Source organism: Streptomyces mobaraensis NBRC 13819 = DSM 40847, assembly GCF_017916255.1.
Classification (GTDB): domain Bacteria; phylum Actinomycetota; class Actinomycetes; order Streptomycetales; family Streptomycetaceae; genus Streptomyces; species Streptomyces mobaraensis.
On sequence record NZ_CP072827.1, the window covers coordinates 5611107 to 5634528 of the forward strand.

Below are 23422 nucleotides of genomic sequence, written 5' to 3' on the forward strand. Positions count from 1 at the left end.
GAGGGTGAAGGAGGGTGGAGAGCCATGCACTGCCCCTTCTGCAGGCACCCCGACAGCAGGGTCGTCGACAGCCGGACCACGGACGACGGCTGCTCGATCCGCAGGCGCCGCCAGTGCCCCGACTGCTCCCGCAGATTCACGACGGTCGAGACCGCGTCCCTGATGGTGATCAAGCGGAGCGGAGTGACCGAGCCGTTCAGCCGCACCAAGGTGATCTCCGGTGTGCGGAAGGCGTGCCAGGGCCGCCCCGTCACCGAGGACGCCCTGGCCAAGCTCGGCCAGCGGGTCGAGGAGGCCGTGCGCGCCACCGGCAGCGCCGAGCTCACCACGCACGACGTCGGCCTGGCCATACTCGGCCCGCTCAAGGACCTCGACCTCGTGGCCTACCTGCGGTTCGCGTCCGTCTATCAGGCGTTCGACTCGCTCGACGACTTCGAGGCGGCCATCGCCGAGCTGCGCGGCAACGCTCCCGGCGCCCCCGCGGGCGCCGGCCAGGAGGGCCGGGACGGCCCCGCGAAGGACGCCGGCGGTCGCGGCGGGGACGTCGGCGTCCCCGCGCCCGCCACGGCCGCCGGCTAGAGCGGCCCCATCCGAGACCTGCCCGGTGCGCCCCCGCGCACCCGGGCGAACGACACACATCGCGCCATGGAAGAAATGTGCGCACAAGGGCGTTTTGGCCCTTTGTAGAGGGAGGCGGCATGACAGAGACGACGAGCGGCCCGGCACGAGGTTCCCGCTCCAAGGGGAACAAGGGCGGCAAGGGTCTGCGCATCGAACGCATCCACACCACCCCCGGCGTGCACCCCTATGACGAGGTGGTCTGGGAGCGTCGTGACGTCGTCATGACCAACTGGCGCGACGGCTCCATCAACTTCGAGCAGCGCGGCGTCGAGTTCCCCGACTTCTGGTCGGTGAACGCGGTCAACATCGTCACGAGCAAGTACTTCCGCGGCGCGGTCGGCTCCCCCGAGCGCGAGGCGAGCCTCAAGCAGCTCATCGACCGCGTGGTGCTCACCTACCGCAAGGCCGGTGAGGAGCACGGGTACTTCGCGTCCCCCGCGGACGCCGAGATCTTCGAGCACGAGCTGACCTACGCCCTGCTCCACCAGGTGTTCAGCTTCAACTCGCCGGTCTGGTTCAACGTCGGCACCGCCCAGCCGCAGCAGGTCTCCGCCTGCTTCATCCTCTCCGTCGACGACTCCATGGAGTCGATCCTCGACTGGTACAAGGAAGAGGGGATGATCTTCAAGGGCGGCTCTGGCGCCGGCCTGAACCTCTCCCGCATCCGCTCCTCCAAGGAGCTCCTCTCCTCCGGCGGCAACGCCTCCGGCCCGGTGTCGTTCATGCGCGGCGCCGACGCCTCCGCCGGAACCATCAAGTCCGGCGGCGCCACCCGCCGCGCGGCCAAGATGGTCGTCCTCGACGTCGACCACCCGGACGTCGAGGCGTTCATCGACACCAAGGTGAAGGAGGAGGAGAAGGTCCGCGCCCTGCGCGACGCCGGGTTCGACATGGACCTGGGCGGCGACGACATCACCTCCGTCCAGTACCAGAACGCCAACAACTCCGTCCGCGTCAACGACGAGTTCATGAAGGCCGTCGAGACCGGGTCGAAGTTCGGCCTGCGCTCCCGCCTGACCGGTGAGGTCATCGAGGAGGTCGACGCCAAGGCGCTGTTCCGCAAGATGGCCGAGGCCGCCTGGGCCTGCGCCGACCCGGGCATCCAGTACGACGACACCATCAACCACTGGCACACCTCGCCGGAGTCGGGCCGCATCACCGCGTCCAACCCGTGCAGCGAGTACATGCACCTGGACAACTCCTCGTGCAACCTCGCCTCCCTCAACCTGATGAAGTTCCTCCGCGACGACGACCAGGGCAACCAGTCGTTCGACGCCGAGCGCTTCGCCAAGGTCGTCGAGCTGGTCATCACGGCGATGGACATCTCCATCTGCTTCGCCGACTTCCCGACCGAGAAGATCGGCGAGACCACCCGCGCCTTCCGCCAGCTGGGCATCGGCTACGCCAACCTCGGCGCCCTGCTGATGGCCACCGGCCACGCCTACGACAGCGACGGCGGCCGCGCCCTGGCCGGCGCCATCACCTCGCTGATGACCGGCACCTCCTACCGCCGCTCCGCCGAGCTGGCCGCGATCGTCGGCCCGTACGACGGCTACGCCCGCAACGCCGACGCCCACCAGCGCGTCATGAAGCAGCACGCGGACGCCAACACCGCCGCCAAGCGCATGGACGACCTGGACACCCCGGTCTGGGCCGCGGCCACCGAGGCCTGGCAGGACGTGCTCCGCCTCGGCGAGAAGAACGGCTTCCGCAACGCCCAGGCGTCCGTGCTGGCCCCCACCGGCACCATCGGCCTGATGATGGACTGCGACACCACGGGCGTCGAGCCGGACCTGGCCCTGGTCAAGTTCAAGAAGCTCGTCGGCGGCGGCTCGATGCAGATCGTGAACAACACGGTCCCCAAGGCCCTCAAGCGCCTGGGCTACCTGCCCGAGCAGGTCGAGGCGATCGTCGCCCACATCGCCGAGCACGGCAACGTGATCGACGCCCCGGGCCTGAAGGCAGAGCACTACGAGGTCTTCGACTGCGCCATGGGCGAGCGCGCGATCTCCGCCATGGGCCACGTGCGCATGATGGCCGCCGCGCAGCCGTTCCTCTCCGGCGCGATCTCCAAGACCGTCAACCTGCCCGAGTCGGCCACCGTCGAGGAGGTCGAGGAGGTCTACTTCGAGGGCTGGAAGATGGGCCTGAAGGCCCTCGCGATCTACCGCGACAACTGCAAGGTCGGCCAGCCGCTCTCCGCCAAGAAGAAGGAGGAGGAGAAGAAGGCCGAGGTCGTTCCCGCGGTGGCCGAGAAGGTCGTCGAGTACCGCCCGGTCCGCAAGCGCCTCCCGAAGGGCCGCCCGGGGATCACCACCTCCTTCACGGTCGGCGGCGCCGAGGGCTACATGACGGCCAACTCCTACCCGGACGACGGCCTGGGCGAGGTCTTCCTCAAGATGTCCAAGCAGGGCTCGACCCTCGCGGGCATGATGGACGCCTTCTCCATCGCCGTCTCCGTCGGCCTCCAGTACGGCGTGCCACTGGAGACCTACGTCTCGAAGTTCACCAACATGCGCTTCGAGCCGGCCGGCATGACGGACGACCCGGACGTGCGGATGGCGCAGTCGATCGTCGACTACATCTTCCGCCGCCTGGCGCTGGACTTCCTGCCGTTCGAGACCCGCTCGGCGCTCGGCATCCACTCGGCCGAGGAGCGCCAGCGCCACCTCGACACCGGCTCCTACGAGCCGGCCGACGAGGACATGGACGTCGAGGGCCTGGCCCAGTCCGCCCCGCGCCAGGTGGAGGCCCCGAAGTCCGAGTCCGCCCCGGCCGCGGCCGCCGTCCCGGCACCGAAGCAGCCGCACAACTCCACCGAACTGATGGAGATGCAGCTGGGCCTGAACGCGGACGCCCCGCTCTGCTTCTCCTGCGGCACCAAGATGCGCCGCGCGGGCAGCTGCTACCTCTGCGAGGGCTGCGGCTCGACGAGCGGCTGCAGCTGACGCCCGGTGCGGGTGAGGGCTGACACGTAGTCAGACGGAGGGGACCGGCCACGCGGCCGGTCCCCTCCGGCGTTCCTCCGTGAGCGGCTGAGAGGCGTCGGGCGCGATGACAAATGTCATGGGCCGGCAAGGGGCCATCGCACTGCCGGGGCGCCGCCGCCCGCGCCGACGATGGTGCGCATGGACAAGCAGCCCACCCCCGTACCCGAGGCAGACCTCCGCCACCCCCTCAGCCGGAAGGCGTTCCGCACCGTGAAGGTGCTCGTCGGGGGCTACCTGGCCCTCAGCGTGCTGACCCTCGGGGTCGTCGCCCTGCTCCGCGACGACGCGACCGCGGTGAACCCCGCCGTCTGGACCCGCGCCGGGATCGTCGTCGCCAGCGCCCTGTTCACCCGCGCCTTCGCCGTCCGCGCGGCGCGCGGCTCGCGCGGGGCCTACCGCAGGCTGCGCATCGTCTCCGGCGTCATGGTGATCGCCATCGTCGCGATCGTCGCGCTGCCCGGGACGTTTCCGCTGTGGATGAAGACCGAGCAGGCGGTCTGCGGGCTGCTGCTGCTCGGCGTCGTCCTGATCGTCAACGGGCGGCACCTGCGCTCCCAGTTCGCGGCCCGGTGAGCCACGTGACCGGACGGTGTTAGCGTGCCCGGCATGGGCGACGTCGCGCAGGCAAGCGGAGGTGGCGTGCCGGGGGGCGACCCGCTGCGCTGGACGCGCGGCTGGCGGCGCACCGTCCTCGCGTCCGGGATGCTCGTCTATCCGGGGGTGACGGCCTTGGGCGTCGCCCAGTACGCGACGGGCGGCACCGCCGTCGTCGGCTACGCCGTCGTGGCCGCCTTCTGCGTGGGGTACCTTCTCGCGGGCGTCTCCTTCGTCAGGGCCCGCCGGGCGCGGACAGGGGCGCTGCTCTGGATCATGACCGCGCTGTGCGCGGCCGAGGTGCCCGTCGCCCGGAACTACGCCTTCTTCCTCGCCGCCGTGGTCGTCTCCTTCGCGGCCATGGCGTTGCGCCGGTACCGGACCCTCATCGTGACGGCCGGCGCTCTCGCGGCGCTCGTCGTCCCCTGGGCGGTGCGGCCGTGGCACCGCGGGCCCGGCTGGATGGAGGCGCTCATGATCCTCTTCACCAGCCTGATGGTGCTCGGGTTCTCCGAGATCGCGAGCGCCAACCGCGCCCTGCTGGAGGCCCGCGCCGAGGTCGCGCACCTGGCGTCGGAGGCCGAACGGGCCAGGATCGCGCGGGACCTGCACGATCTGCTCGGGCACTCGCTCACCGTCGTCGCCGTCAAGAGCGGCCTGGCCCGCCGCCTCGCCGAGAGCGGATCGCCGGGCGCGGTGCGGGAGATCACGGAGGTCGAGGGCCTGGCCCGGCGGATGCTCACCGATGTGCGGGCGGCCGTGTCCGGCTACCGCGAGGTGACGCTCGCCGGCGAACTCGCGCGCGGCAGGGAGCTGTTGCGCGCGGCGGGCGTGGCGCCCGATCTGCCGACGGCCACCGACCACGTCGACGCGGCAAACCAGGAGCTGTTCGGCTGGGTGGTACGAGAGGGCATCACCAATGTCGTCCGCCATGCGCGGGCCACCCGGTGTAGCGTGCGCCTGTCGCCGCTCTGTGTCGAGATCCGCGACGACGGGACCGGCGCCCCGGCCTCCGGCGGCAACGGGCTGACCGGGTTGCGGGAGCGGGTCGCCGCGGCCGGCGGCACGGTGGAGGCGGGCCCGGCCGGCCCGCGCGGCTGGCGGCTCCGCGTCACCCTCGGGCCGCCGGAACCCCGTCGCACCACGGAGGGCACCTCCTCATGACGATCAAGTTGCTGCTCGCCGACGATCAGGACCTGATCCGTGGCGCCCTGTCCGCGCTGCTCGGACTGGAGGAGGACTTCGAGGTCGTCGCCTCCGTGGACCGGGGCGACAAGGTCGTCGAGGCCGCCCGCGCACACCAGGCGGACGTGGCCCTGCTCGACATCGAGATGCCGGGCCTCGACGGCCTCGCCGCCGCGTCCGCCCTGGCCGCGCAGGTGCCCGAGTGCCGCGTGGTGATCCTCACCACCTTCGGCCGCGCCGGATATCTGCGCCGGGCGATGACGGCCGGCGCCGTCGGCTTCGTCGTCAAGGATGCCCCGCCGGAGGCCCTCGTGGACGCCGTCCGCCGCGTCATGCGCGGCGAGCGCGTCATCGACCCCGCGCTCGCGGCGGCGACTCTCGCGGCGGGCGCGTCCCCGCTGACTCCGCGGGAAGGCGACGTATTGAACGCGGCCCGCTCCGGCGCCACCGTCGCCGAGATCGCCGCCGGCCTGTACCTGTCCGAGGGGACCGTGCGGAACTACCTGTCGGCCGCGATCGCGAAGACGGGCGCACACAACCGGATGGAGGCGGTGCGCGTCGCCGACGAGCGGGGCTGGCTGTGACCTTCCCGCGCCCGTGTTCCCCGGCGGAGGACCGTACGCAGGGAAGCGTCGAGCGCTCCCTCGCCGCGCGGGGCGCGCTCCGTCTGCCGGAGGGGGCGGCCTCTCGAAATCGGCGCATTCGCGTCGCCCGGGTGTCTACGGGGCCTGGTGCAGCGGGCGGATGCGGAGTCGCGAGGGAGGGCGGTGGAGCCGGGGGATCACTCCGGTGGCGCCGTCGACGAACAATGATGGGCGGGACGGGAGTTGACGCCGGGGGCCGAGTCGCGTGGAGGGGTGCGGACGGGCGCTGGTACGTCGCCCGGGCCGCTCGTCGGGGCTCGTCCGCGGCGTGACGCGGGCCACTTCGGGCGCCGTACGATGACCCGGTGCTGATCAAGTGGATTCGCTGCGTCGTGGGGGACCGCCGGGGCTTCGACCGGGCGCAGCGGAAGTGGGCGGGGCTGCTGGGGGAGCCGGGATTCCTGAGCCAGGGCGGCGGGTGGAGCCGGAGCCGTCCCGACGTGGTGCACCTCTTCTCCTTCTGGGAGAGCAGGGCGTTCTACGACTCCTTCATGGCGCGATCGCACGACAGACTGGCGGCGGCCCAGGCGGGCACGTACAAGGACCTCCGGGTGCGGCTGTTCGAGCACCGGCTGGACGTGAAGGTGGGATTCCGCCCGGAGTTCACGGACGCGGACGTGGTGCGGATCGCGCACTGCCGGGTCCGGGAGGAGCGGGAGGAGCACTTCCGCACCGTGCAGGAGAAGGTGTGGAACCCGGCGATGGCCGGCTCGCCCGGGATGCTGCGCGGCATGCTCGGCGCCGCGCCGGGCCCGGAGTTCCTGATCCTCTCGATGTGGAACTCCGAGGCCGAGCACGGGAAGTACCGCGCGGAGCGCGTGGAACGGCTGGCGCTGCGCGCTCAGATGGAGGCGGACGTGGAGGCCGTCGACGGTGACGTCGTCGGGGTGGAGGCCTCCTGGACGGTGTGACGGAGGCGGCTCGCCCAGGGTCACGCCACCCGTCCGCCCGTGATGTCCAGGGTGGCGGCGTACACGCCCGCCCGGGCGGCGGCGAGGGCCGCCGCCGCGGCCTGGTCCGCGGCGGCCGCGTCCACGGGCTCCCGGGTGATGAAGAGGCGGAGGAACAGGGGAGCGCCGACCGCCCGGACGAGCGCCCCGGGATCGGTGCCGGCCGGGACCTCGCCGCGCTCCGCGGCGCGTGCGACGAGCGGGGCGCAGCGCCGGAAGCGCTCGTCGTAGAAGCCGCGGAGGGCCTGCGCGGCACGTTCCGACTGGAACGCGGCGGCGATGAAGGCGGCCGGGGCCGCCGCCGTCGCCGGGTCGGTGAAGGTGTCCAGGATCTCCTGGGCGAGGGCCCGGAGGTCGCCGTCGAGGGAACCGGAGTCGGGTGGCGTCCAGGTGTCCTCGCCCGCGAGGTCGAGGGCGTCCGCGAGCATGCCCTCCACGCCGCCCCAGCGCCGGTAGAGCGTGGTCTTGTGGACGCCCGACCGCTCGGCGACGTACTCGACGGTGAGACCCGGATAGCCGTGTTCGACCAGACCGGTGAGCACGGCGTCCCGGACGGCGGCGCGGGTGCGCGCGGTACGGCCGCCGGGCCGGACGGTGCCCGGGGTCGGGGGCGGGGTGGAGGGCGAAGCCGGCGCCGGCGTCCCGGGGGCATGCTGATCCGAAGGCAAGTGCAACTCCAGTTGTATTAGGCGGCGAGTCGTGTCATCATGATGGCATCGTAACGCCATCGAAGTTGCGTTTGGCGGTGTTCGCCGTCGGAGGGGGAATTCGCATGCCTGCTCAGCTTTCCTTGCGTGAGGCGACCGTGTCCCGGGGCGACCGGCCCCTGCTGGAGCGCGTGTCCATCACCGTGCGGCCGGGAGAACGCGTCGGCCTCGTCGGTGAGAACGGGGCGGGGAAGTCCACGCTCCTCAAGGTCCTCGCGGGCGCCGAACCGCCCGACGACGGCTCGGTCGTGACCGAGGCGGAAGGCGGGATCGGCTACCTCCCGCAGACGCCGCGGTTCCCACCCGGCGGGACGGTGGCGGACGCCGTCGACGAGGCGCTGTCCGAACTCCGGGCGATCGAACGCGCGTTGCGCGACCTGGAGCCGACCCTGGGCGCCGGGGACGCCGGGGCGCTGGAGGAGTACGGGCGGCTGCTCACTGCCTTCGAGGCGCGCGGCGGCTACGAGGCGGACGCCCGGGTGGACAAGGCGCTGCACGCCCTCGGCCTGGCCGGCGTCGACCGCGACCGGCGGTTGGACACGCTGTCCGGCGGCCAGCAGGCCCGCCTCGGCCTGGCCTGTCTGCTCGCCGCCGCGCCCGAGACCATGCTCTTGGACGAACCGACCAACCACCTCGACGAGACGGCCCTTACCTGGCTGGAGGACACCCTCCGCGCCCACCGCGGCACCGTTGTCGTCGTCTCGCACGACCGGGCCTTCCTCGAACGGGTCGCCACCGCCGTCCTGGAGGTCGACGCGGACCGGCGCACCGTCGTCCGCTACGGCGGCGGCTACGCCGGCTACGTCGCCGAACGGCTGGCGGCCCGCCGCCGCTGGGAGCAGGAGTACGAGCGGTGGTGCGCCGAGACGGAGGCGCTTGCCGAGGCGGCGTCGGACACCGCCCGCCGCGTCGCCCCCGGCCGCGCCATGAGGGACGGCAACAAGATGGCGTACGACCGGGCCGCGGGCCGGGTCCAGGCGTCGGTCGCCGGCCGGGTCCGCAACGCGCGGGAGCGGCTGCGCAGACTCCAGGCCGACCCCGTCCCCCGGCCGCCGGAGCCCCTGCGCTTCACCGCCCGCCCGGTACGGGCGGAGGCGGACGGGCTTCTGGCGACCCTCGACGACGTCCGGGTCGGCGACCGGCTGCGGGTCGACTCGCTCCGCCTCGAGGCCGGCGACCGGCTGCTGGTGACCGGCGCCAACGGGGCCGGGAAGTCCACGCTGTTGCGGGTGCTCGCCGGTGAGACCGACCCGGACGCGGGAACGGTGACCCGGCGTGGCCGGATCGCCCACCTGCCGCAGGAGGTTCCGGTGGGCCGGCCCGCCGACCGGCTGTTCACCGCCTACGCGCGCGGCCTGCCCGGAACGCCCGACGAGCAGCGCGAGGCCCTGCTGTCCACCGGCCTCTTCCGGCAGCGCGACCTGCACGTGGCGGTGGGGTCCCTCTCGGACGGCCAGCGCCGCCGGCTCGCGCTCGCCCGCCTGCTGGCCGGGCCCGCCGACCTGCTGCTGCTCGACGAGCCCACCAACCACCTGGCGCTCGCCCTGGTCGAGCAGTTGGAGGAGGCGCTCGCCCAGTGGACCGGGGCCCTGGTCGTCGTCTCCCACGACCGGACCCTGCGGGACCGCTTCGCCGGCCGGCGCTGCGAGATACGGGACGGCCGGCTGCTGGACGCCCGGTGAGCCGGGGCGGGCGCCCGGGCGCCGCATCTCGCCATAGGGTGGCGTCATGGCACGGCCCCGGCGCATCGTCCTCCTCCGCCACGGCGAGTCGGAGGGCAACATCGACGACACGGTCTACGAACGCGAGCCCGACCACGCCCTCGCCCTGACGGCTCTCGGCCGTCGGCAGGCCGAGGAGGCCGGCGCCCGGCTGCGGGAGCTCTTCGGCGACGAGCGGGTCTCCGCCTACGTCTCCCCCTACCGCCGGGCCCACCAGACCTTCCACGCGCTGGGGCTCGACCCGGCCCGGGTCCGGGTCCGCGAGGAGCCCCGGCTGCGCGAGCAGGACTGGGGGAACTGGCAGGACAGGGAGGACGTGCGCCGCCAGAAGGCGTACCGCGACGCCTACGGCCACTTCTTCTACCGCTTCGCCCAGGGGGAGTCCGGGGCCGACGTCTACGACCGGGTGGGCAGCTTCCTGGAGAGCCTCTGGCGCAGCTTCGACGACCCCCGGCACCCGCCGAACGTCCTCCTGGTCACCCACGGACTGACCATGCGGCTGTTCTGCATGCGATGGCTGCACTGGACCGTCGCGGAGTTCGAGAGCCTGTCGAACCCGGGCAACGGGGAGAGCCGGATGCTCCTCCTGGGAGCCGACGGGCGGTACCACCTGGACCGGCCGTTCGAGCGTTGGTGTACCCCTGAATCGTATGGCTTCACCGATTAGAGTTCGCTGCGATGACCGCTGACCGATTCCACCGGGCCCTCGCCAGCCTGCGCGGGCTGGCCGTGGGCGACGCCCTCGGCTCCCAGTTCTTCGTTCCCGCCAACCTTCCCGCCCTCAAGCGCCGCGACCTGCCGCCCGCTCCCTGGCAGTGGACCGACGACACCGAGATGGCCTGCTCCGTCGTGGCGGTCCTCGCCGCCCACGGCCGCGTCGACCAGGACGCCCTGGCCCGGTCCTTCGCCGAGCACCACGACTTCGACCGCGGCTACGGCCCGGCCGTGGGCCGGATGCTCCGGCTGATCAGGGAGGGCGGCGACTGGCGCGAACTGGCGGCGGCGCTGTTCAAGGGGCAGGGCTCCTGGGGCAACGGCGCGGCCATGCGCATCGCCCCGCTCGGCGCCTGGTACGCGGGCGACCCCGAGCAGGCCACGCACCAGGCGGAGATCTCGGCCTACCCGACCCACCAGCACCGCGAGGCGGTGGCGGGGGCCATGGCCGTGGCCGCCGCCGCGGCCGTGGCGGCGGAGGCCGACGGCGCGGCGGTCGGCCGCGAACGGCTGCTGGACGAGGTGATCCCCCTCGTGCCGCGCAGCGCGGTGCAGGCGGGGCTGCGCAGGGCGCGCGACATGCTCGACTACGACGACGCGACCACGGTCGCGGCCGTGCTCGGCTGCGGCCGCCGGACCAGCGCGCACGACACCGTGCCGTTCGCCCTGTGGTCCGCGGCCCGCCATCTGGGCGACTACACGGGCGGATTCTGGACGACGGCGTCGGTCGGCGGGGACGTCGACACCACCTGCGCCATCGTCGGCGGGGTGATCGCGGCGGCGGGGCGTGGCGCGCCTCCGGCCGCCTGGGAGGAGGCCACCGAGGCCCTCCCCGGCTGGCTGCCGGCCGCGCCGGACTGACCCCGGGGCGAGCCTGGGGGTGTCTCGGGACGGGACTGCCGACGTCTCCAAGGCGTTCTCGGACCGTTTGCGAGGGACCCGTCGACCGCCCTCGGAGGGGCCCGTCGGCGGTCGTCGGAGGGGTTGGTCGACCTCCCTGGGAGGGGCCCGGCGGCGTCCCCGGCCGGTCCGTCGACCGTCCTTGGCCGGTCCGTAGGCCCTCCCCGGCCGACGAGCCGACCGCCCCCGACCGGTCCGCGGACGACGAGTGAGGGGGCCGGGGCGGCACGGGCGGCTGCCGGGGCGTACCCTTGCTGGCGCCATGCCCTACGAACCGCCTACCCACAGCGTCGAGCGCTCCCTCCGGGCGACGACCGGAGCCAAGATCGTCGCCGGCGTCGACGAGGTCGGCCGGGGCGCCTGGGCCGGCCCGGTCACCATCTGCGCGGCCGTCACCGGCCTGCGCCGCCCGCCGGAAGGGCTCACCGACTCCAAACTGCTGACCCCCAAGCGCCGCCGGGCGCTCGCCGGGCAGCTGGAGTCGTGGGTCACCGCCCACGCCCTCGGTCACGCCTCCCCCGAGGAGATCGACGAACTGGGGATGACGGCGGCGCTCCGGCTGGCGGCCGTGCGGGCCCTCGCCGGCCTCCCGGTGCGGCCCGACGCCGTCATCCTCGACGGCAAGCACGACTACCTCGGCGAGCCGTGGCGGGTCCGCACGGTCGTCAAGGGAGACCAGTCCTGTGTGGCCGTCGCGGCCGCGTCCGTGATCGCCAAGGTGCGGCGGGACGCGATGATGGCCGAACTGGACGCGGACCACGCGGAGTTCGGGTTCTCCGACAACGCGGGGTACCCCTCGCCCGTCCACCGGGACGCCCTGGAACGGCTGGGGCCCACGCCGCACCACCGGTTGTCCTGGGCCTACCTGGACGCGCTGCCCCGGTGGCAGCATTTGAAGCGACCACGCCTCGCGGCCGGGGGCCCGGAGGGCCCCGCGGGCCGTGGCACGGCCGCCCTGGAAGCCGGCGGTCAGCTCGGTTTCGAGTTCTGACCGCGGAAGTGCCACCCGCCGATGCGGCTCGCACCGGCGTTTGATAGACATCGACCTATGCCTCTCATCCCCGAGGAGCCTCAGATTCACGAGAGTGTCCCGGGTCCCCGCGCTGTTCCGGCCGCCGGCCGCACCGCGTCGACCCCCCGCCCCGTTCCCGGCCCCCGCCCGGCCCCCCGGCCCGGCCCCCGCGCCGCACGCCCGGTGCCCGCGCCCCCCGGCCCGCGCACCCCGCCCCCGGCGGCACCCGCCGCCCCGCAGGTCCAGCTGATCCCCGTTCCGGCGGAGGGTGCCCTGGACGCCGCCGACGAGGCCGTCGACCTGCTGCTCGACACCGGCCGCGCCCCCGGCGACGTCCTGGTGCTCACCACCGGGGAAGCACACCCCTGGGCCGCCCACGAGCTGTCCTTCGGCGAGGCTTCCTACTGGGCCCAGCACGACGCCGTGGACGACGTCTTTTACGCCGACGCCGGTGCCGACCGCGTGAAGGGCCGTCCCGTCGTGGTCGTCGCCGTCAACGGCGGTTCCGACGCGGTGGTGCGGCAGGCGCTGCCCGCGGCCCTGCGGCGCGCCGGTGCGCTGCTGGTCGTCTGCGGGGACAGCGCCCGCGTCAACTCCGTTCTGTCGGCGGCCGTCTGACCCGGTGCCTCCCCGAGGCACCGGTTCCGGACCGTACGGGCCCGGTGCCGGGTGACCGCGCGCGTGTCACCCGGCCGCGGCGTGCGGCAACGCCGCCGGCACCGGGCGGACGGCGCCGGCCGCCGTGGCGCGGTGCGCCGCGGAGCGGGGGCTGCGCCCGCTCCTGCCCTCGCCGAGGATCCGCCAACCCCCGTCCGTCAGCGTGATGTACGCCCCGCAGCGCAGACCGTGCAGCACGCAGGCGTCGCGCAGGGCCCACATCCACGCGCCGTCCTCCACGGTCCAACGGCCGTCTCCCTCACGGCAGTAGAGCAGCACCGCCGTGCGCACCGGCGAGCGCCTGCGCAGGTCGTGCGGGATCACCCGGCGCAGCCGCGCCAGCAGGGCGTTCCGCAGCTCCCAGCCGTCCCGGACCGCCGCCCGGCGCGTGAACGACGCGCTGGCCACCAGCCGTTCGTCCGGATCGAGGACGGCGATCACGGCCGTGCGCGGCGTCGGCAGGTGCCGGGCGTGCAGCCCGGTGACGACCTCACGAGGGTTGCGCAGCAAGGGAATTCCGGCGGCGGCCCACTCGGCGGGCTCCACCACGCGGACCGGGCGCCCGGGGGTGAGCCGGGACGGGGAAGGGGCCGGGCCGGGGGACGGGACCGGGCCGAAGGCCATGACTCTCCCTTCGTCTGCGCGCCCACGGCGGCGGGCGTCGACAACGAGGAACAGCGGACGGCAGCCCAGCGGGCCGTGTGGGGGACGGGAGCGGGGAGCCGGTCCCATTCTCGTGGCCCCACCCGCCGCACGGCAACGATCAATTGACGTCACCGGCCGGAACCAGGCAGCACTCCTTCCGCTTCGCGCGTGATCACCCCCTCCCCGGTCAGCCCTGCACGGCCAGCACCAGAGGGAACACCTGGGACGCGCCGGCCCGTCGCAGCAGCCGCGCCGCCACCGCCAGCGTCCAGCCGGTGTCCGCCAGATCGTCGACGAGCAGGACCGGACCGCGCGACTCCGCCAGCCGCGCCGCGAGCTCCGGCGGAACGGTCAGCGCGCCGTCCAGCGCCCGCAGCCGCTGCGCGCTGTTGGTGCGCGGCACCCGCGACTCCGCCGCGTCCGCGCGGTACGAGACGGCGCCCAGGAACGGCATCCGGCCGACCGCCGCGATGTGTTCGCCCAGCGAGCCGATCAACTTCGGCCTGCTGCGCGAGTCCACGACGACGACGCCCACCGGCCGGTCCGGCGCGTCCGGCGCGCCGGACGCCCAGCCGCCCGGCCCCTTGGCCCAGTCGGCCAGCACCGTCACCACGGCGCCCGCCACATCGTCCGGAACAGGACCGTCCGGAGCCTGCGCGGCCAGCAGCGGGCGCAGCCGGTTGCCCCACCCGATGTCGGAGAGCCGCCCCAGCGCCCGGCCGGGAGCCGCCTGCTCCCCCGCCGGGATGCGCCCCTTGAGGTCCACCCCCACGGCGGGCATGCCGGTCGGCCACATCCTGCGCGGCTCGACCTCGACCCCGGGCCGCCCCAGTTCGCCCCGCGAGGCGTCGAGCGCCTGCCCGGACACCTCCGCGGAGAACCGGGCCCCCGCGCAGTTGTCGCAGCGTCCGCAGGGTGCCGCCTGCTCGTCGTCCAGCTGACGGCGCAGGAACTCCATCCGGCACTCCGTCGTCGTCGCGTAGGCCCGCATGGCCTCCTGCTCGGCCTTCCGCTGCCGGGCCACCCAGGCGTAGCGCTCCGCGTCGTACGTCCACGGCCGGCCGGTCGCCGTCCAGCCGCCGCGCACCCGGTGCACGGCGCCATCCACGTCCAGGACCTTGAGCATGGTCTCCAGCCGCGACCGGCGCAGCTCCACCAGCGGCTCCAGGGCGGGCAGCGACAGCGGCCGGTCCGCCGCCGCGAGGACGTCCAGCGTGCGCCGCACCTGCTCCTCGGGCGGGAACGCCAGCGAGGCGAAGTACTGCCAGATCGCCTCGTCCTCCCGGCCCGGCAGCAGCAGCACCTCCGCGTGCTCGACCCCGCGCCCCGCGCGGCCCACCTGCTGGTAGTAGGCGATGGGGGAGGAGGGCGAGCCGAGGTGGACGACGAAGCCGAGGTCGGGCTTGTCGAAGCCCATGCCGAGCGCGGACGTCGCGACCAGGGCCTTCACCCGGTTGGCCAGCAGATCCTCCTCCGCCTGCTGCCGGTCGGCGTTCTCCGTCTTGCCGGTGTACGCGGCCACCACGTGCCCGCGCCGGCGCAGGAACGCCGTCACCTCCTCCGCCGCCGCGACGGTCAGCGTGTAGACGATGCCCGAACCCGGCAGTTCGTCCAAGTGGTCGGCGAGCCAGGCCAGTCGGTGCGCGGCGTCCGGCAGGCGCAGGACGCCGAGGCTCAGGCTCTCCCGGTCGAGCGGCCCCCGCAGCACCAGCGCCCGCTCCGCGCCCTCGCCCGTCCCCAGCTGCTCGGCGACGTCGGCGGTGACCCGGGCGTTGGCCGTCGCGGTGGTCGCCAGCACCGGGACGCCCGGCGGCAGTTCGGCCAGCATCGTGCGCAGCCGCCGGTAGTCCGGCCGGAAGTCGTGGCCCCAGTCGGAGATGCAGTGCGCCTCGTCGACGACCAGCAGCCCGGTCGCGGCGGCCAGCTTGGGCAGCACCTGGTCCCGGAAATCGGGGTTGTTGAGGCGCTCGGGACTCACGAGGAGCACGTCGACCTCACCGGCGGCGACCTCGGCCTGGATGGTGTCCCACTCCTCGGGATTGGCCGAGTTGATCGTGCGGGCGTGGATCCCCGCCCGCGCCGCGGCCTCCACCTGGTTGCGCATCAGCGCCAGCAGCGGGGAGACGATCACCGTCGGACCGCTGCCGCGCTCGCGCAGCAGGGCCGTGGCGACGAAGTACACGGCCGACTTGCCCCAGCCGGTGCGCTGGACGACCAGGGCCCTGCGGCGGTCGGCGACCAGCGCCTCGATCGCCCGCCACTGGTCCTCGCGCAACCGGGCTCCGCCGGTGGCATCACCCACCAGCCGGGCGAGGACGGCGTCGGCGGCGGTACGGAGGGCTTCGTTGGTCATGGACCCATGCAACACGAGACCACTGACATCGCGCGACCAAGGTCGGTGGACGGCTGTTGTCCACAGGCATTCGTACGATGATCCTGCCGCCGTTATCCACAGGTCTACCGGGTCCGGACGCTCCGCGGGACGCTCGGCGCATGACCGATCACGACGCATCCGCCGGCCCTCCGCCCCCGCCCGCCCCCGACCGGGAGCCGCCCCCTCCCACGCACGTCACCCTCCGCAGCCCGGCGGAGCTGGCCGACGCGCTGCCGTACCTGCTGGGCTTCCACCCGAACGACAGCATCGTCCTCATGGCACTGCACGGCGAGGGCAGACGCTTCGGCGGCCGGCTGCGCCTCGGCATCCCCGTACCGGACGACTGGCCGGACGTCTCCGACCAACTCGCGGAGACCCTCGTCACCGGCTGCCTCAAGCGCGGCGCCCCACCGGACGGAATCGTCCTCTACCTCTGTCAGGACCCCGCCGAGGGCGAGACGTCCACGACCGTGATGGAACGGCTGCGCCCGCTCGCCCAGCGCCTGCGGATCGCCTGCGGGGCCCTGGACGTGCCCGTCGTCGAGGCGCTGTGCCTCTCCGACGGCCGCTTCTGGTCCTACTGCTGCTCCGACTCCCGCTGCTGCCCGCCCGAGGGCACGCCCTTGGCGGTCCCCGGCACCACGGTCATGGCCGCGGCCGCCGCCTACGTCGGCATCCGCGTGCGCGGGACCCTGCGCGAGATGGAGGCCCGGCTGAGCCCGCGCCCCGGCCCGTGGCACGAGGAACAGCGGCGCGCCCTGGACTCCGCCACCTCCCGCCTGCTTCCACGCGTGATCGCCGGGGAATGCGTGGCGACCCGCGAGGAGACCCTGGACCTGGCGGAACGGCTGCTCGAACGCCTCCACGAGACCCCGCCCGGGGCGGACAACGCGGAATCCGACGCCAAGGACGACGCACTCCTGACCACGGAGGAGACCGCCACGCTCGTCCTCGGCCTGCAGGACCGCGTCTCCCGGGACCGCGCCGCCGAGTGGATGGAGGGCCCGCGCACCCAGGCGGCGCTACGCCTCTGGCGCGCCCTCGCCCGGCGCTGCGTCCCGCCGTACACGGAGCACGCCGCCGCACCGCTGACGCTCGCCGGCTGGGTGGCCTGGTCCAGCGGTGAGCAGGCCGAGGCGCGGGTCGCCCTCGGCCGCGCCCTGACCGCCGACCCCGACTACCTCTTCGCGCAACTCCTCCACCACGCCTGCAACGAGGGGCTGGATCCGGAGACCCTGCGCGAATGCCTGCGGCAGGAGCGCGCCGACCGCGCCCTCCGCCTGGCCGCCCGCGCCGCCGACACGAAGCCGCCCGCCGAAGAGACGGACGGGACCCGGCCCGCCGCACCCTCCGGAGGGAAGGCGACGGTGCCGCGGGCCCGCCGGCGCAGGTCCGCCGACGACGCCACACGTCCGAAGCGGACGACCGGCGGCGCCTCCACCGGCGGCCCCGCGGGCAAGCCCGCACCGCGTCGGCAGCCGGCCCGCCGCACCACCCGCGAACGCCGGTGACGGCGGTCACGCGCGCACCCGCGTGACCTCGGCGGCGCCGCCGCCGTTCACCTGTGTGGCCCTCCTTCCCGCCCGACGTCCGGCCCGTGACCTCCCAGGGAGCGCAGACCCGTGCAAGGCACCGCCGCCCATGCCCAGCCCGCCGCCCGCCCGGCCGTGCCCCGGCGTCCCGGTGACGCCCCCCGCCCGCAGGGGCCGCGCCCGGTCCACACGGCGCTGATCTGCGTGGCCCTGCCCGCCCTGGCGATCTCCGAGGAGCACGGGCAGCTCACCGGCCACGGGCTCGACGGCTTCTACCGCAACGGTCGCCGCCTGCTGGCCCGTTGTGTGCTCCGGGTGGACGGCGCCGAACCGGTCCCGCTCCAGGGCCGGCTGGTCGACGCCGGGCGGGCGCGGTTCGTGGCCGGCCTCCGCACCGCGGCGGACGAGGGTCCCGACCCCGCCGTGACGGTGGAGCGCGTCCGGGACGCCGAGGGCGTCGAGCGGGTCACCCTGCGCAGCGCGGCACCGCGCGAGGTCCGGCTGCGCGTCGAGATGTCGCTCGGGACGGACCTCGCGGACCTCGGCCTGATCGCCCACGGCACGGCGGCTCCCGAACTGCCGGCCGCCGTGCACGGCTCGGGCCTCCGCTGGACGGCGCCCGGCCTGCACACCGTGGTGACCGCCGACCCGCCGCCGGACGACGCCCTGGCCTCGGCCGGACTGCTCTGCTGGGAGATACGGCTGCCGCCCGGCGGCACGCGCGGTGTCGAACTGCGGGTCCGCCCCGAGGTCCCCGGCAGGCCCCGCCCGCCCGAGGGCCCCCGCACCCGGACGCGCGCCCCGGCGCCCTGGGGCGACGCCCAGGCGGACGGCGACGACCCCCGGGCCGCCGCCCTGCTGGCAGGCAGCCTCGACGACCTCAGAGCCCTGCTCGTCCGCGACCCCGAGATCCCCGGGGACGCGCACGTCGCCGCCGGCGCCCCCTGGCGCTGCGGCGGCCTCGCCCCGGCCGAGGCCCTGTGGGCCGCCCGGATGACCCTCCCGCTCGGCGTCCGGCTCGCCGCCGGGACGCTGCGCACCCTCGCCCGCACCCAGCTCCCCGGCCCCGGGCCCGAACGGGGCCGCATCCCCGGCGCCCTCCGGCACACCGGGGCGCACCTCCCGCCCGGGTGCACCGGGATCGAGGCCACCTTGCTGTTCCCCACCGTCCTGGCGGAGGCATGGCGCTGGGGACTGCCGTCCCAGGAGATCGAGCCGCTGCTCCCGGCGGCCGAACGCTGCCTGGCCTGGCTGCGCTCGGCCGCCGACGACCGCGGCTACCTCGCGGATCCGGGGCCCGGCGGCCCGTACCGCTGCGAGGTGCAGGCGCACGCCCACCGGGCCGCCCTGCTGGGCGCCGACCTCCTCGCGGCCCACGGCCGCCCGGAAGCGGACGAGTGGCGTACTTGGGCGGCCGGCCTGCGGCGCCGCTTCCGCGAGGACTTCTGGGCCGACGACCGCGGCGGCGGCCGACCGGTCGCCGCCCTGGCACCCGACGGCGAGCCCGTCCCGCACCTGGGCTGCGCCGCCGCCCACCTCCTGGACACCGGCCTGCTCGGGGCCGGCGAGTACGCCCCCGGCCTGCTGGACCGGGCTCGCACCGAGCAGTTGGCCAGGCTGCTGGGCAGCCCCGCCCTCGACTCCGGCTGGGGGCTGCGCAGCCTGGGGGCCAAGGAAGGCGGGCACAACCCCTTCGGCCACCGCGGCGGGGCCGTGCGCGTCCACGAGACGGCCGTCGCCGTCGCGGGCCTGGCCGCCGCCGGGTTCGAGAAGGAGGCGGGCTCCCTCGCCCGCGGCGTCCTGGACGCCGCCGAGACCTTCGGCCACCGGCTGCCGGAGATGTACGCGGGCGAGCAGCGCACCGCCGGGAGCGCCCCGCTGCCCCATCCGGCGGCCTGCCGCCCCGCGGCCGTCGCGGCGGCGGGCGCCGTCCATCTGCTGACGGCGTTCGCGGGCGTGCGGCCCGACGTCCCGGCGGGCGGTGTGACGGTCCGTCCGCCCGGTTCGGCACCCCTGGGGGCGCTGCGGTTCACCGGACTGCGGGTGGCAGAGCAGCCGTTCGCCGTACGCGTCAGCCGGCTCGGTCTGGGCATGGTGGAGGAAGCCGCCGACGGACTGCAACTGGGGGTGTGAGCGCAGTGCGCACCGTTCCCTTCGAGGGCTCCCGCGGGACCGCGTCCTCCACCGCGGCCCACGTACGACAAGAACCTGTTTATCGTCAAGCAGACGACTATGATCGCGTCATGCCCTACGACCCGTCGGCCTTCCCGCCCTTCGCCGTCACCGTCGACCTGGTCGTGCTCACCGTGCGGCGGCACTCCCTGTGCGCGCTGGCGGTGCGCCGCGGCGAGCCTCCCTTCCAGGGCCGGTGGGCGTTGCCCGGAGGATTCGTCCGGTCCGACGAGGACCTGGCGACGGCCGCGGCCCGGGAGCTGGCCGAGGAGACGGGGCTGCACGTGCTGCACGACCCCGCCTGCCCCGCCACCGCCCACGCGGCCCACCTCGAACAGCTCGCCACCTACGGCGATCCCAAGCGCGACCCCCGCATGCGCGTCGTCAGCGTCGCGCACCTGGCGCTCGCCCCCGACCTCCCGGCGCCCCGCGCCGGCGGCGACGCGCACAGCGTGCGCTGGGCCCCCGTCGAGGACCTGCTCGACCAGGACGGCCACGCCCGGGACGGTGAGCAGGCGGCCCCGCTGGCCTTCGACCACGCCCGCATCCTCGCCGACGGCGTCGAACGCGCCCGCTCCAAGATCGAGTACTCGTCCCTCGCGACCGCCTTCTGTCCCCAGGAGTTCACCGTCGGCGAGCTGCGCCGGGTCTACGAGGCCGTCTGGGGCGTCGCCCTCGACCCCCGCAACTTCCACCGCAAGGTCACCGGCACCCCCGGCTTCCTGGTCCCCACCGGCGGCACGACGACCCGGCAGGGCGGACGCCCCGCACAGCTCTTCCGCGCGGGCGGCGCCACCCTCCTCAACCCGCCCATGCTCCGCCCGGAGGCGTAGCGCCGGCGTGCTCGCCCCCTCCGGGCGCGGCTGGGACACACCCCGCTCCGCTGCGTAGCAAATAGGACATATCGGGTTACGGTGCTGCGGTACGTCCGTGCTCCCGCGCCGCCCTTCCCCTTCCGCGCGGGACCGTCTCACGCCCCCGCGAGGGAAGTCATGATCCAGGCCATCGGACTGACCAGCGTCCCCCGCCGCAACCGGCCACCCGTCGTCGACGACCTGACCTTCGAGGCCCGCCCCGGGCGCGTGACCGTCCTGCTCGGGGAGGCCGGCGCCGGCAAGACCAGCGCCCTGCGCCTGATGCTGCGGCTCGACCCGGGCCGCGGCGTCGCCCTCTTCCGCGGCCGCAGCCTCGACCGCGTCGCCCACCCCGTACGCGAGGTCGGCGTGCTCCTCGGGGACGTCCCCGGCCACCCCGGCCGCACCGCCCGCGGCCACCTGCGCATGCTGGGCGCGGCGGCCGGAGTCCCCGCCGCCCGTGCCGACGAGGTGCTCGACGTCGTGGGCCTCAGCGGGCTGGCCGACCAGCGCATCGGCGACTTCTCCCGCGGCATGGACCGCCGGCTGGGCATCGCCGCCGCCCTCCTCGGCGACCCCCACACCCTCGTCCTGGACGAGCCGACCGCCGATCTCTCCCCCCGGGAGACCGCCTGGCTGCACGGGCTCCTGCGCGGCTACGCGGCCCAGGGCGGAGCCGTGCTCGTCACCTCGGCCTCGCCGGGAGAGGCGGCCCGCGTGGGCGACCAGGTCGTCACCATCCACCGCGGACGTCTCGTCGCCGACCAGGAGACCGCGGTCTTCGCCCGGGCCCGCCTCAGACCGCGGGTCGCCGTCCGGTCGCCTTCGGCGGCGCGGCTCGCGCACATCATCTCCGCGGAGGCCGAGGCCGCCTGCCCGCCGTCCGAGGCCCCGCCCGTGGAGGTCGTCCACGAAGGCGGCGGCACGCTCGCCGTCTACGGCAGCAGCTGCGCCGCCGTGGGGGAGGCCGCCTACCGGCACGGCATCCTCGTCCACAGGCTCGCCGAGGAGGTCGAGCCCGGTCCGGTCCCCCCGCTCCAGCGCGCCGACGGCCGCCGACCCGCCGACACCGCGACCGCCCCCGACGTCCCGGCCGGTGTACCCGCCGCACCGGGGCGCGACGCGCCCGAGGGACCGCTCTCCCGCGTACAGCCGCCCCTGCCGGCGCCCGGCCCGGCCTGGCCGCTGCGCTACGAGCTGTACCGCTTCGCCGGGGTGCGCACCGGCTGGGCCGTGGCGGCCGGTGCTCTGCTGCTCGCCCTGCTCGCCGCGATCCTGCTGGCCCGGTCCGGGGCGCCGGAGCCCAGCCTGCTCGCCGGGTGGCCCGCGCCGCTCCCGCTGCCCCCGGCCGCGCTCGGCGCGGGGGTGCTGGGAGCGCTGGCCTTCGGTCAGGAGTACCGCTATCCGGCGTTGGCGCCCGATGCGGGGGGCGTCCCCCGGCGGCTGGCGCTCCTCGGCGGCAAGCTGACGGTCACGGCCGCCGCCGCGCTGCTGCTCGCCCTCTCCTCGGTGGTGCTGAACGCCGTGGTGGTGCGGCTCCTCTTCGGGCGGTCGGTGGCACTCTTCCCGGACGCCTGGCCCGGCGCCCTCGCCGGGTGGATCGCCCTCGCCCTGGGCTGCGCGTGGGCCGGGCTGCTGGGCGCGGGCCTGTTCCGGTCCACCCTCCTGGGGCTCGTCGCCGTCCTGGTGGTCCCGACGCTGGTGGTCCCGGTGGTGAACGCCGTGCTCGCCGCTCCCGCGGCCCGCTCGCTGGCCGGACTGCCCGGACGGCTCCGCTCCACCGCGCCGCTCCAATGGCCGGCCGGGGTGGACGAGGGCGTGTCGACGGCCCTGCGGCTGGTGTCCCAGCCCGTCGGCTGGGCGCTCGTGCTGTCCCTGACGGGGTTGCTCGGGGCCTACGTCCTCACAGTGTTCAGGGGGCGGCCGCGGTGAGGTCTGTGCTAGGGCTCCGCCGGCCCGCGCCGATCCGGCCTCCCGCTACGGGGGATACGGAGCGTAGCCGCCGCCCCGCCGGGCTCGCGGCGAACGCGGACGTCATCGCCGGGTCCCCCGCCCGCCGGTCCCCGTGGGGAGACGCCCTACGACACGCTCCGGAACCGGCCCTCTATCGCTGTCCGTACGCGCTCAACCTCGAAGAGTGCCCAAATCTGTCCGTTTGGACGTCAATTGTGAGGTAATGGGCGATCACCCTTTCGTGTGCTTTTCACCAAAGACCTCAAGGCCCGTCGACCCGTCGCCGACAAAGGAAGCGTGAGTACCCTTGCGCACACCATGATGACCGCGGCTCGCCCCGCCGACTCCGGCCTGACGGGCCCGGGCGAGCTCGACCGCTACTCCTACGCGGAGGCCCCCGGGGCCGACCGCGGTTCCGCGCACGCCTGGGACGGTGACGCGGAGCTGGGCCGCGCCGGCCGCCGGGCGGCCGGCAGCCGCGGCCGGGGGCTGCACGGACAGCTCGTCCAGCAGCTGGGGCAGATGATCGTCTCCGGCGATCTCGGTGCCGACCGGCCGCTCGTCCCCGAGGAGATCGGCCAGCGCTTCGAAGTCTCCCGCACCGTCGTCCGGGAGTCGCTGCGCGTTCTCGAGGCCAAAGGTCTGGTCAGCGCCCGCCCCAACGTCGGCACCAGGGTCCGTCCGGTCAGCGACTGGAACCTCCTCGACCCGGACATCATCGAGTGGCGGGCCTTCGGGCCCCAGCGCGACGACCAGCGCCGGGAGCTCTGCGAGCTCCGCTGGATCATCGAGCCGCTGGCCGCACGGCTCGCCGCCGGCCACGGCCGCGAAGACGTCCAGCAGCGCCTCGCCGACATGGCGGAGATCATGGGGCACGCCCTGGCCCAGGGTGACTCGCTCACCTTCTCCCGCGCCGACGCCGAGTTCCACACCCTGCTGCTCCAGGTCGCCGGCAACCGCATGCTGGAGCACCTGTCGGGCATCGTCTCGGCGGCCCTGCACGTCTCCGGCGCCTCGGCCGGCGGATGCGACCGCCCCACGGACGCGGGCGTCGGCCACCACCTCCGGATCGTCGACGCCGTCGGGGCGGGCGACGCGGCCGCCGCGGAATCCGCCATGCGTCAGCTGCTCGTCTCGCACCCGGAAGTCGAGCGGGCCGTGCCCGCGCCGCGCGAGCACTGATCCGCGGGAACGGGC

The 23422-nt window shown here is 74.8% G+C and carries 19 protein-coding genes; 16 read left to right on the forward strand and 3 right to left on the reverse strand.

From position 1 onward, the window contains the following. Positions 1–24: 24 nt before the first annotated feature. The 6 genes from nrdR (at position 25) to J7W19_RS24315 (ending at position 6945) form a co-directional block, all read left to right on the forward strand. The gene (gene nrdR, locus J7W19_RS24290; protein ID WP_004945329.1) at positions 25–579 is read left to right on the forward strand and encodes a transcriptional regulator NrdR; all 555 of its coding nucleotides are present in this window, start codon (positions 25–27) and stop codon (positions 577–579) included. A gap of 119 nt (positions 580–698) precedes the next feature. Further along, positions 699–3569 (forward strand): vitamin B12-dependent ribonucleotide reductase, encoded by a 2871-nt coding sequence (locus tag J7W19_RS24295; RefSeq protein WP_004945326.1) that lies wholly within the window; start codon positions 699–701, stop codon positions 3567–3569. Between the two features lie 180 nt (positions 3570–3749). After that, positions 3750–4184 carry a hypothetical protein gene (locus J7W19_RS24300; protein ID WP_004945323.1) on the forward strand — a complete coding sequence of 145 codons (435 nt, stop codon included), beginning with the start codon at positions 3750–3752 and terminating at the stop codon, positions 4182–4184. 33 nt (positions 4185–4217) lie between these two features. Further along, positions 4218–5369: a sensor histidine kinase gene (locus tag J7W19_RS24305; RefSeq protein ID WP_051072607.1), complete on the forward strand. Its 1152-nt coding sequence runs from the start codon at positions 4218–4220 to the stop codon at positions 5367–5369. Next, positions 5366–5974: a response regulator transcription factor gene (locus J7W19_RS24310; protein WP_004945317.1), complete on the forward strand. Its 609-nt coding sequence runs from the start codon at positions 5366–5368 to the stop codon at positions 5972–5974. The genes J7W19_RS24305 and J7W19_RS24310 overlap by 4 nt, the downstream gene beginning before the upstream one ends. Positions 5975–6339: 365 nt before the next feature. Then, entirely contained in the window at positions 6340–6945 is a 606-nt protein-coding gene (locus tag J7W19_RS24315; protein WP_004945314.1) for a YdbC family protein, read from the forward strand. Between the two features lie 20 nt (positions 6946–6965). Here J7W19_RS24315 and J7W19_RS24320 read toward each other — a convergent pair whose 3' ends face one another. After that, a complete protein-coding gene (locus J7W19_RS24320) occupies positions 6966–7652 on the reverse strand; it encodes a TetR/AcrR family transcriptional regulator (RefSeq protein WP_004945312.1) in 687 nt (228 codons plus the stop codon). Positions 7653–7756: 104 nt separating this feature from the next. Here J7W19_RS24320 and abc-f point away from each other — a divergent pair, with 104 nt between their 5' ends. From abc-f to J7W19_RS24345, 5 genes are all read left to right on the forward strand, one after another. Continuing rightward, positions 7757–9373: a ribosomal protection-like ABC-F family protein gene (gene abc-f, locus J7W19_RS24325; protein WP_210455375.1), complete on the forward strand. Its 1617-nt coding sequence runs from the start codon at positions 7757–7759 to the stop codon at positions 9371–9373. 46 nt (positions 9374–9419) lie between these two features. Further along, complete coding sequence (locus J7W19_RS24330; protein ID WP_004949067.1) at positions 9420–10079, forward strand: histidine phosphatase family protein; 660 nt, start codon at positions 9420–9422, stop codon at positions 10077–10079. A gap of 11 nt (positions 10080–10090) precedes the next feature. Next, the gene (locus J7W19_RS24335; protein ID WP_004949066.1) at positions 10091–10987 is read left to right on the forward strand and encodes an ADP-ribosylglycohydrolase family protein; all 897 of its coding nucleotides are present in this window, start codon (positions 10091–10093) and stop codon (positions 10985–10987) included. Positions 10988–11288: 301 nt separating this feature from the next. Then, a complete protein-coding gene (locus tag J7W19_RS24340; RefSeq protein WP_004949064.1) occupies positions 11289–12017 on the forward strand; it encodes a ribonuclease HII in 729 nt (242 codons plus the stop codon). 57 nt (positions 12018–12074) lie between these two features. Then, the gene (locus J7W19_RS24345) at positions 12075–12656 is read left to right on the forward strand and encodes a hypothetical protein (RefSeq protein WP_078588132.1); all 582 of its coding nucleotides are present in this window, start codon (positions 12075–12077) and stop codon (positions 12654–12656) included. A gap of 66 nt (positions 12657–12722) precedes the next feature. Here J7W19_RS24345 and J7W19_RS24350 read toward each other — a convergent pair whose 3' ends face one another. After that, the gene (locus tag J7W19_RS24350; RefSeq protein WP_004949061.1) at positions 12723–13319 is read right to left on the reverse strand and encodes a hypothetical protein; all 597 of its coding nucleotides are present in this window, start codon (positions 13317–13319) and stop codon (positions 12723–12725) included. Between the two features lie 208 nt (positions 13320–13527). Beyond that, the gene (locus J7W19_RS24355) at positions 13528–15693 is read right to left on the reverse strand and encodes a RecQ family ATP-dependent DNA helicase (RefSeq protein ID WP_004949059.1); all 2166 of its coding nucleotides are present in this window, start codon (positions 15691–15693) and stop codon (positions 13528–13530) included. 140 nt (positions 15694–15833) lie between these two features. Here J7W19_RS24355 and J7W19_RS24360 point away from each other — a divergent pair, with 140 nt between their 5' ends. From J7W19_RS24360 to J7W19_RS24380, 5 genes are all read left to right on the forward strand, one after another. Beyond that, positions 15834–17225 carry a DUF4192 domain-containing protein gene (locus J7W19_RS24360; protein WP_004949057.1) on the forward strand — a complete coding sequence of 464 codons (1392 nt, stop codon included), beginning with the start codon at positions 15834–15836 and terminating at the stop codon, positions 17223–17225. A 111-nt stretch (positions 17226–17336) separates the two neighbouring features. Next, on the forward strand, positions 17337–19379 hold the full coding sequence (locus tag J7W19_RS24365; RefSeq protein ID WP_004949056.1) for a glycogen debranching N-terminal domain-containing protein: 2043 nt from the start codon (positions 17337–17339) through the stop codon (positions 19377–19379). Between the two features lie 110 nt (positions 19380–19489). Then, positions 19490–20251, forward strand: coding sequence for an NUDIX hydrolase (locus tag J7W19_RS24370; protein ID WP_004949054.1), 762 nt, complete (start codon positions 19490–19492; stop codon positions 20249–20251). Positions 20252–20410: 159 nt separating this feature from the next. Further along, complete coding sequence (locus J7W19_RS24375; RefSeq protein WP_004949053.1) at positions 20411–22204, forward strand: ABC transporter ATP-binding protein; 1794 nt, start codon at positions 20411–20413, stop codon at positions 22202–22204. 264 nt (positions 22205–22468) lie between these two features. Continuing rightward, positions 22469–23407 carry a FadR/GntR family transcriptional regulator gene (locus J7W19_RS24380; RefSeq protein WP_078588131.1) on the forward strand — a complete coding sequence of 313 codons (939 nt, stop codon included), beginning with the start codon at positions 22469–22471 and terminating at the stop codon, positions 23405–23407. Positions 23408–23422: the final 15 nt, after the last annotated feature.

Coding starts and splice junctions, on each gene's coding strand:
- J7W19_RS24340 (WP_004949064.1), top strand. CDS start 11,289: ATGCCCTACGAACCGCCTACCCACAGCGTCGAGCGCTCCCTCCGGGCG.
- J7W19_RS24350 (WP_004949061.1), bottom strand. CDS start 13,319: ATGGCCTTCGGCCCGGTCCCGTCCCCCGGCCCGGCCCCTTCCCCGTCC.
- J7W19_RS24305 (WP_051072607.1), top strand. CDS start 4,218: ATGGGCGACGTCGCGCAGGCAAGCGGAGGTGGCGTGCCGGGGGGCGAC.
- nrdR (WP_004945329.1), top strand. CDS start 25: ATGCACTGCCCCTTCTGCAGGCACCCCGACAGCAGGGTCGTCGACAGC.
- abc-f (WP_210455375.1), top strand. CDS start 7,757: ATGCCTGCTCAGCTTTCCTTGCGTGAGGCGACCGTGTCCCGGGGCGAC.
- J7W19_RS24375 (WP_004949053.1), top strand. CDS start 20,411: ATGATCCAGGCCATCGGACTGACCAGCGTCCCCCGCCGCAACCGGCCA.
- J7W19_RS24310 (WP_004945317.1), top strand. CDS start 5,366: ATGACGATCAAGTTGCTGCTCGCCGACGATCAGGACCTGATCCGTGGC.
- J7W19_RS24360 (WP_004949057.1), top strand. CDS start 15,834: ATGACCGATCACGACGCATCCGCCGGCCCTCCGCCCCCGCCCGCCCCC.
- J7W19_RS24335 (WP_004949066.1), top strand. CDS start 10,091: ATGACCGCTGACCGATTCCACCGGGCCCTCGCCAGCCTGCGCGGGCTG.
- J7W19_RS24345 (WP_078588132.1), top strand. CDS start 12,075: ATGCCTCTCATCCCCGAGGAGCCTCAGATTCACGAGAGTGTCCCGGGT.
- J7W19_RS24370 (WP_004949054.1), top strand. CDS start 19,490: ATGCCCTACGACCCGTCGGCCTTCCCGCCCTTCGCCGTCACCGTCGAC.
- J7W19_RS24300 (WP_004945323.1), top strand. CDS start 3,750: ATGGACAAGCAGCCCACCCCCGTACCCGAGGCAGACCTCCGCCACCCC.
- J7W19_RS24355 (WP_004949059.1), bottom strand. CDS start 15,693: ATGACCAACGAAGCCCTCCGTACCGCCGCCGACGCCGTCCTCGCCCGG.
- J7W19_RS24330 (WP_004949067.1), top strand. CDS start 9,420: ATGGCACGGCCCCGGCGCATCGTCCTCCTCCGCCACGGCGAGTCGGAG.
- J7W19_RS24295 (WP_004945326.1), top strand. CDS start 699: ATGACAGAGACGACGAGCGGCCCGGCACGAGGTTCCCGCTCCAAGGGG.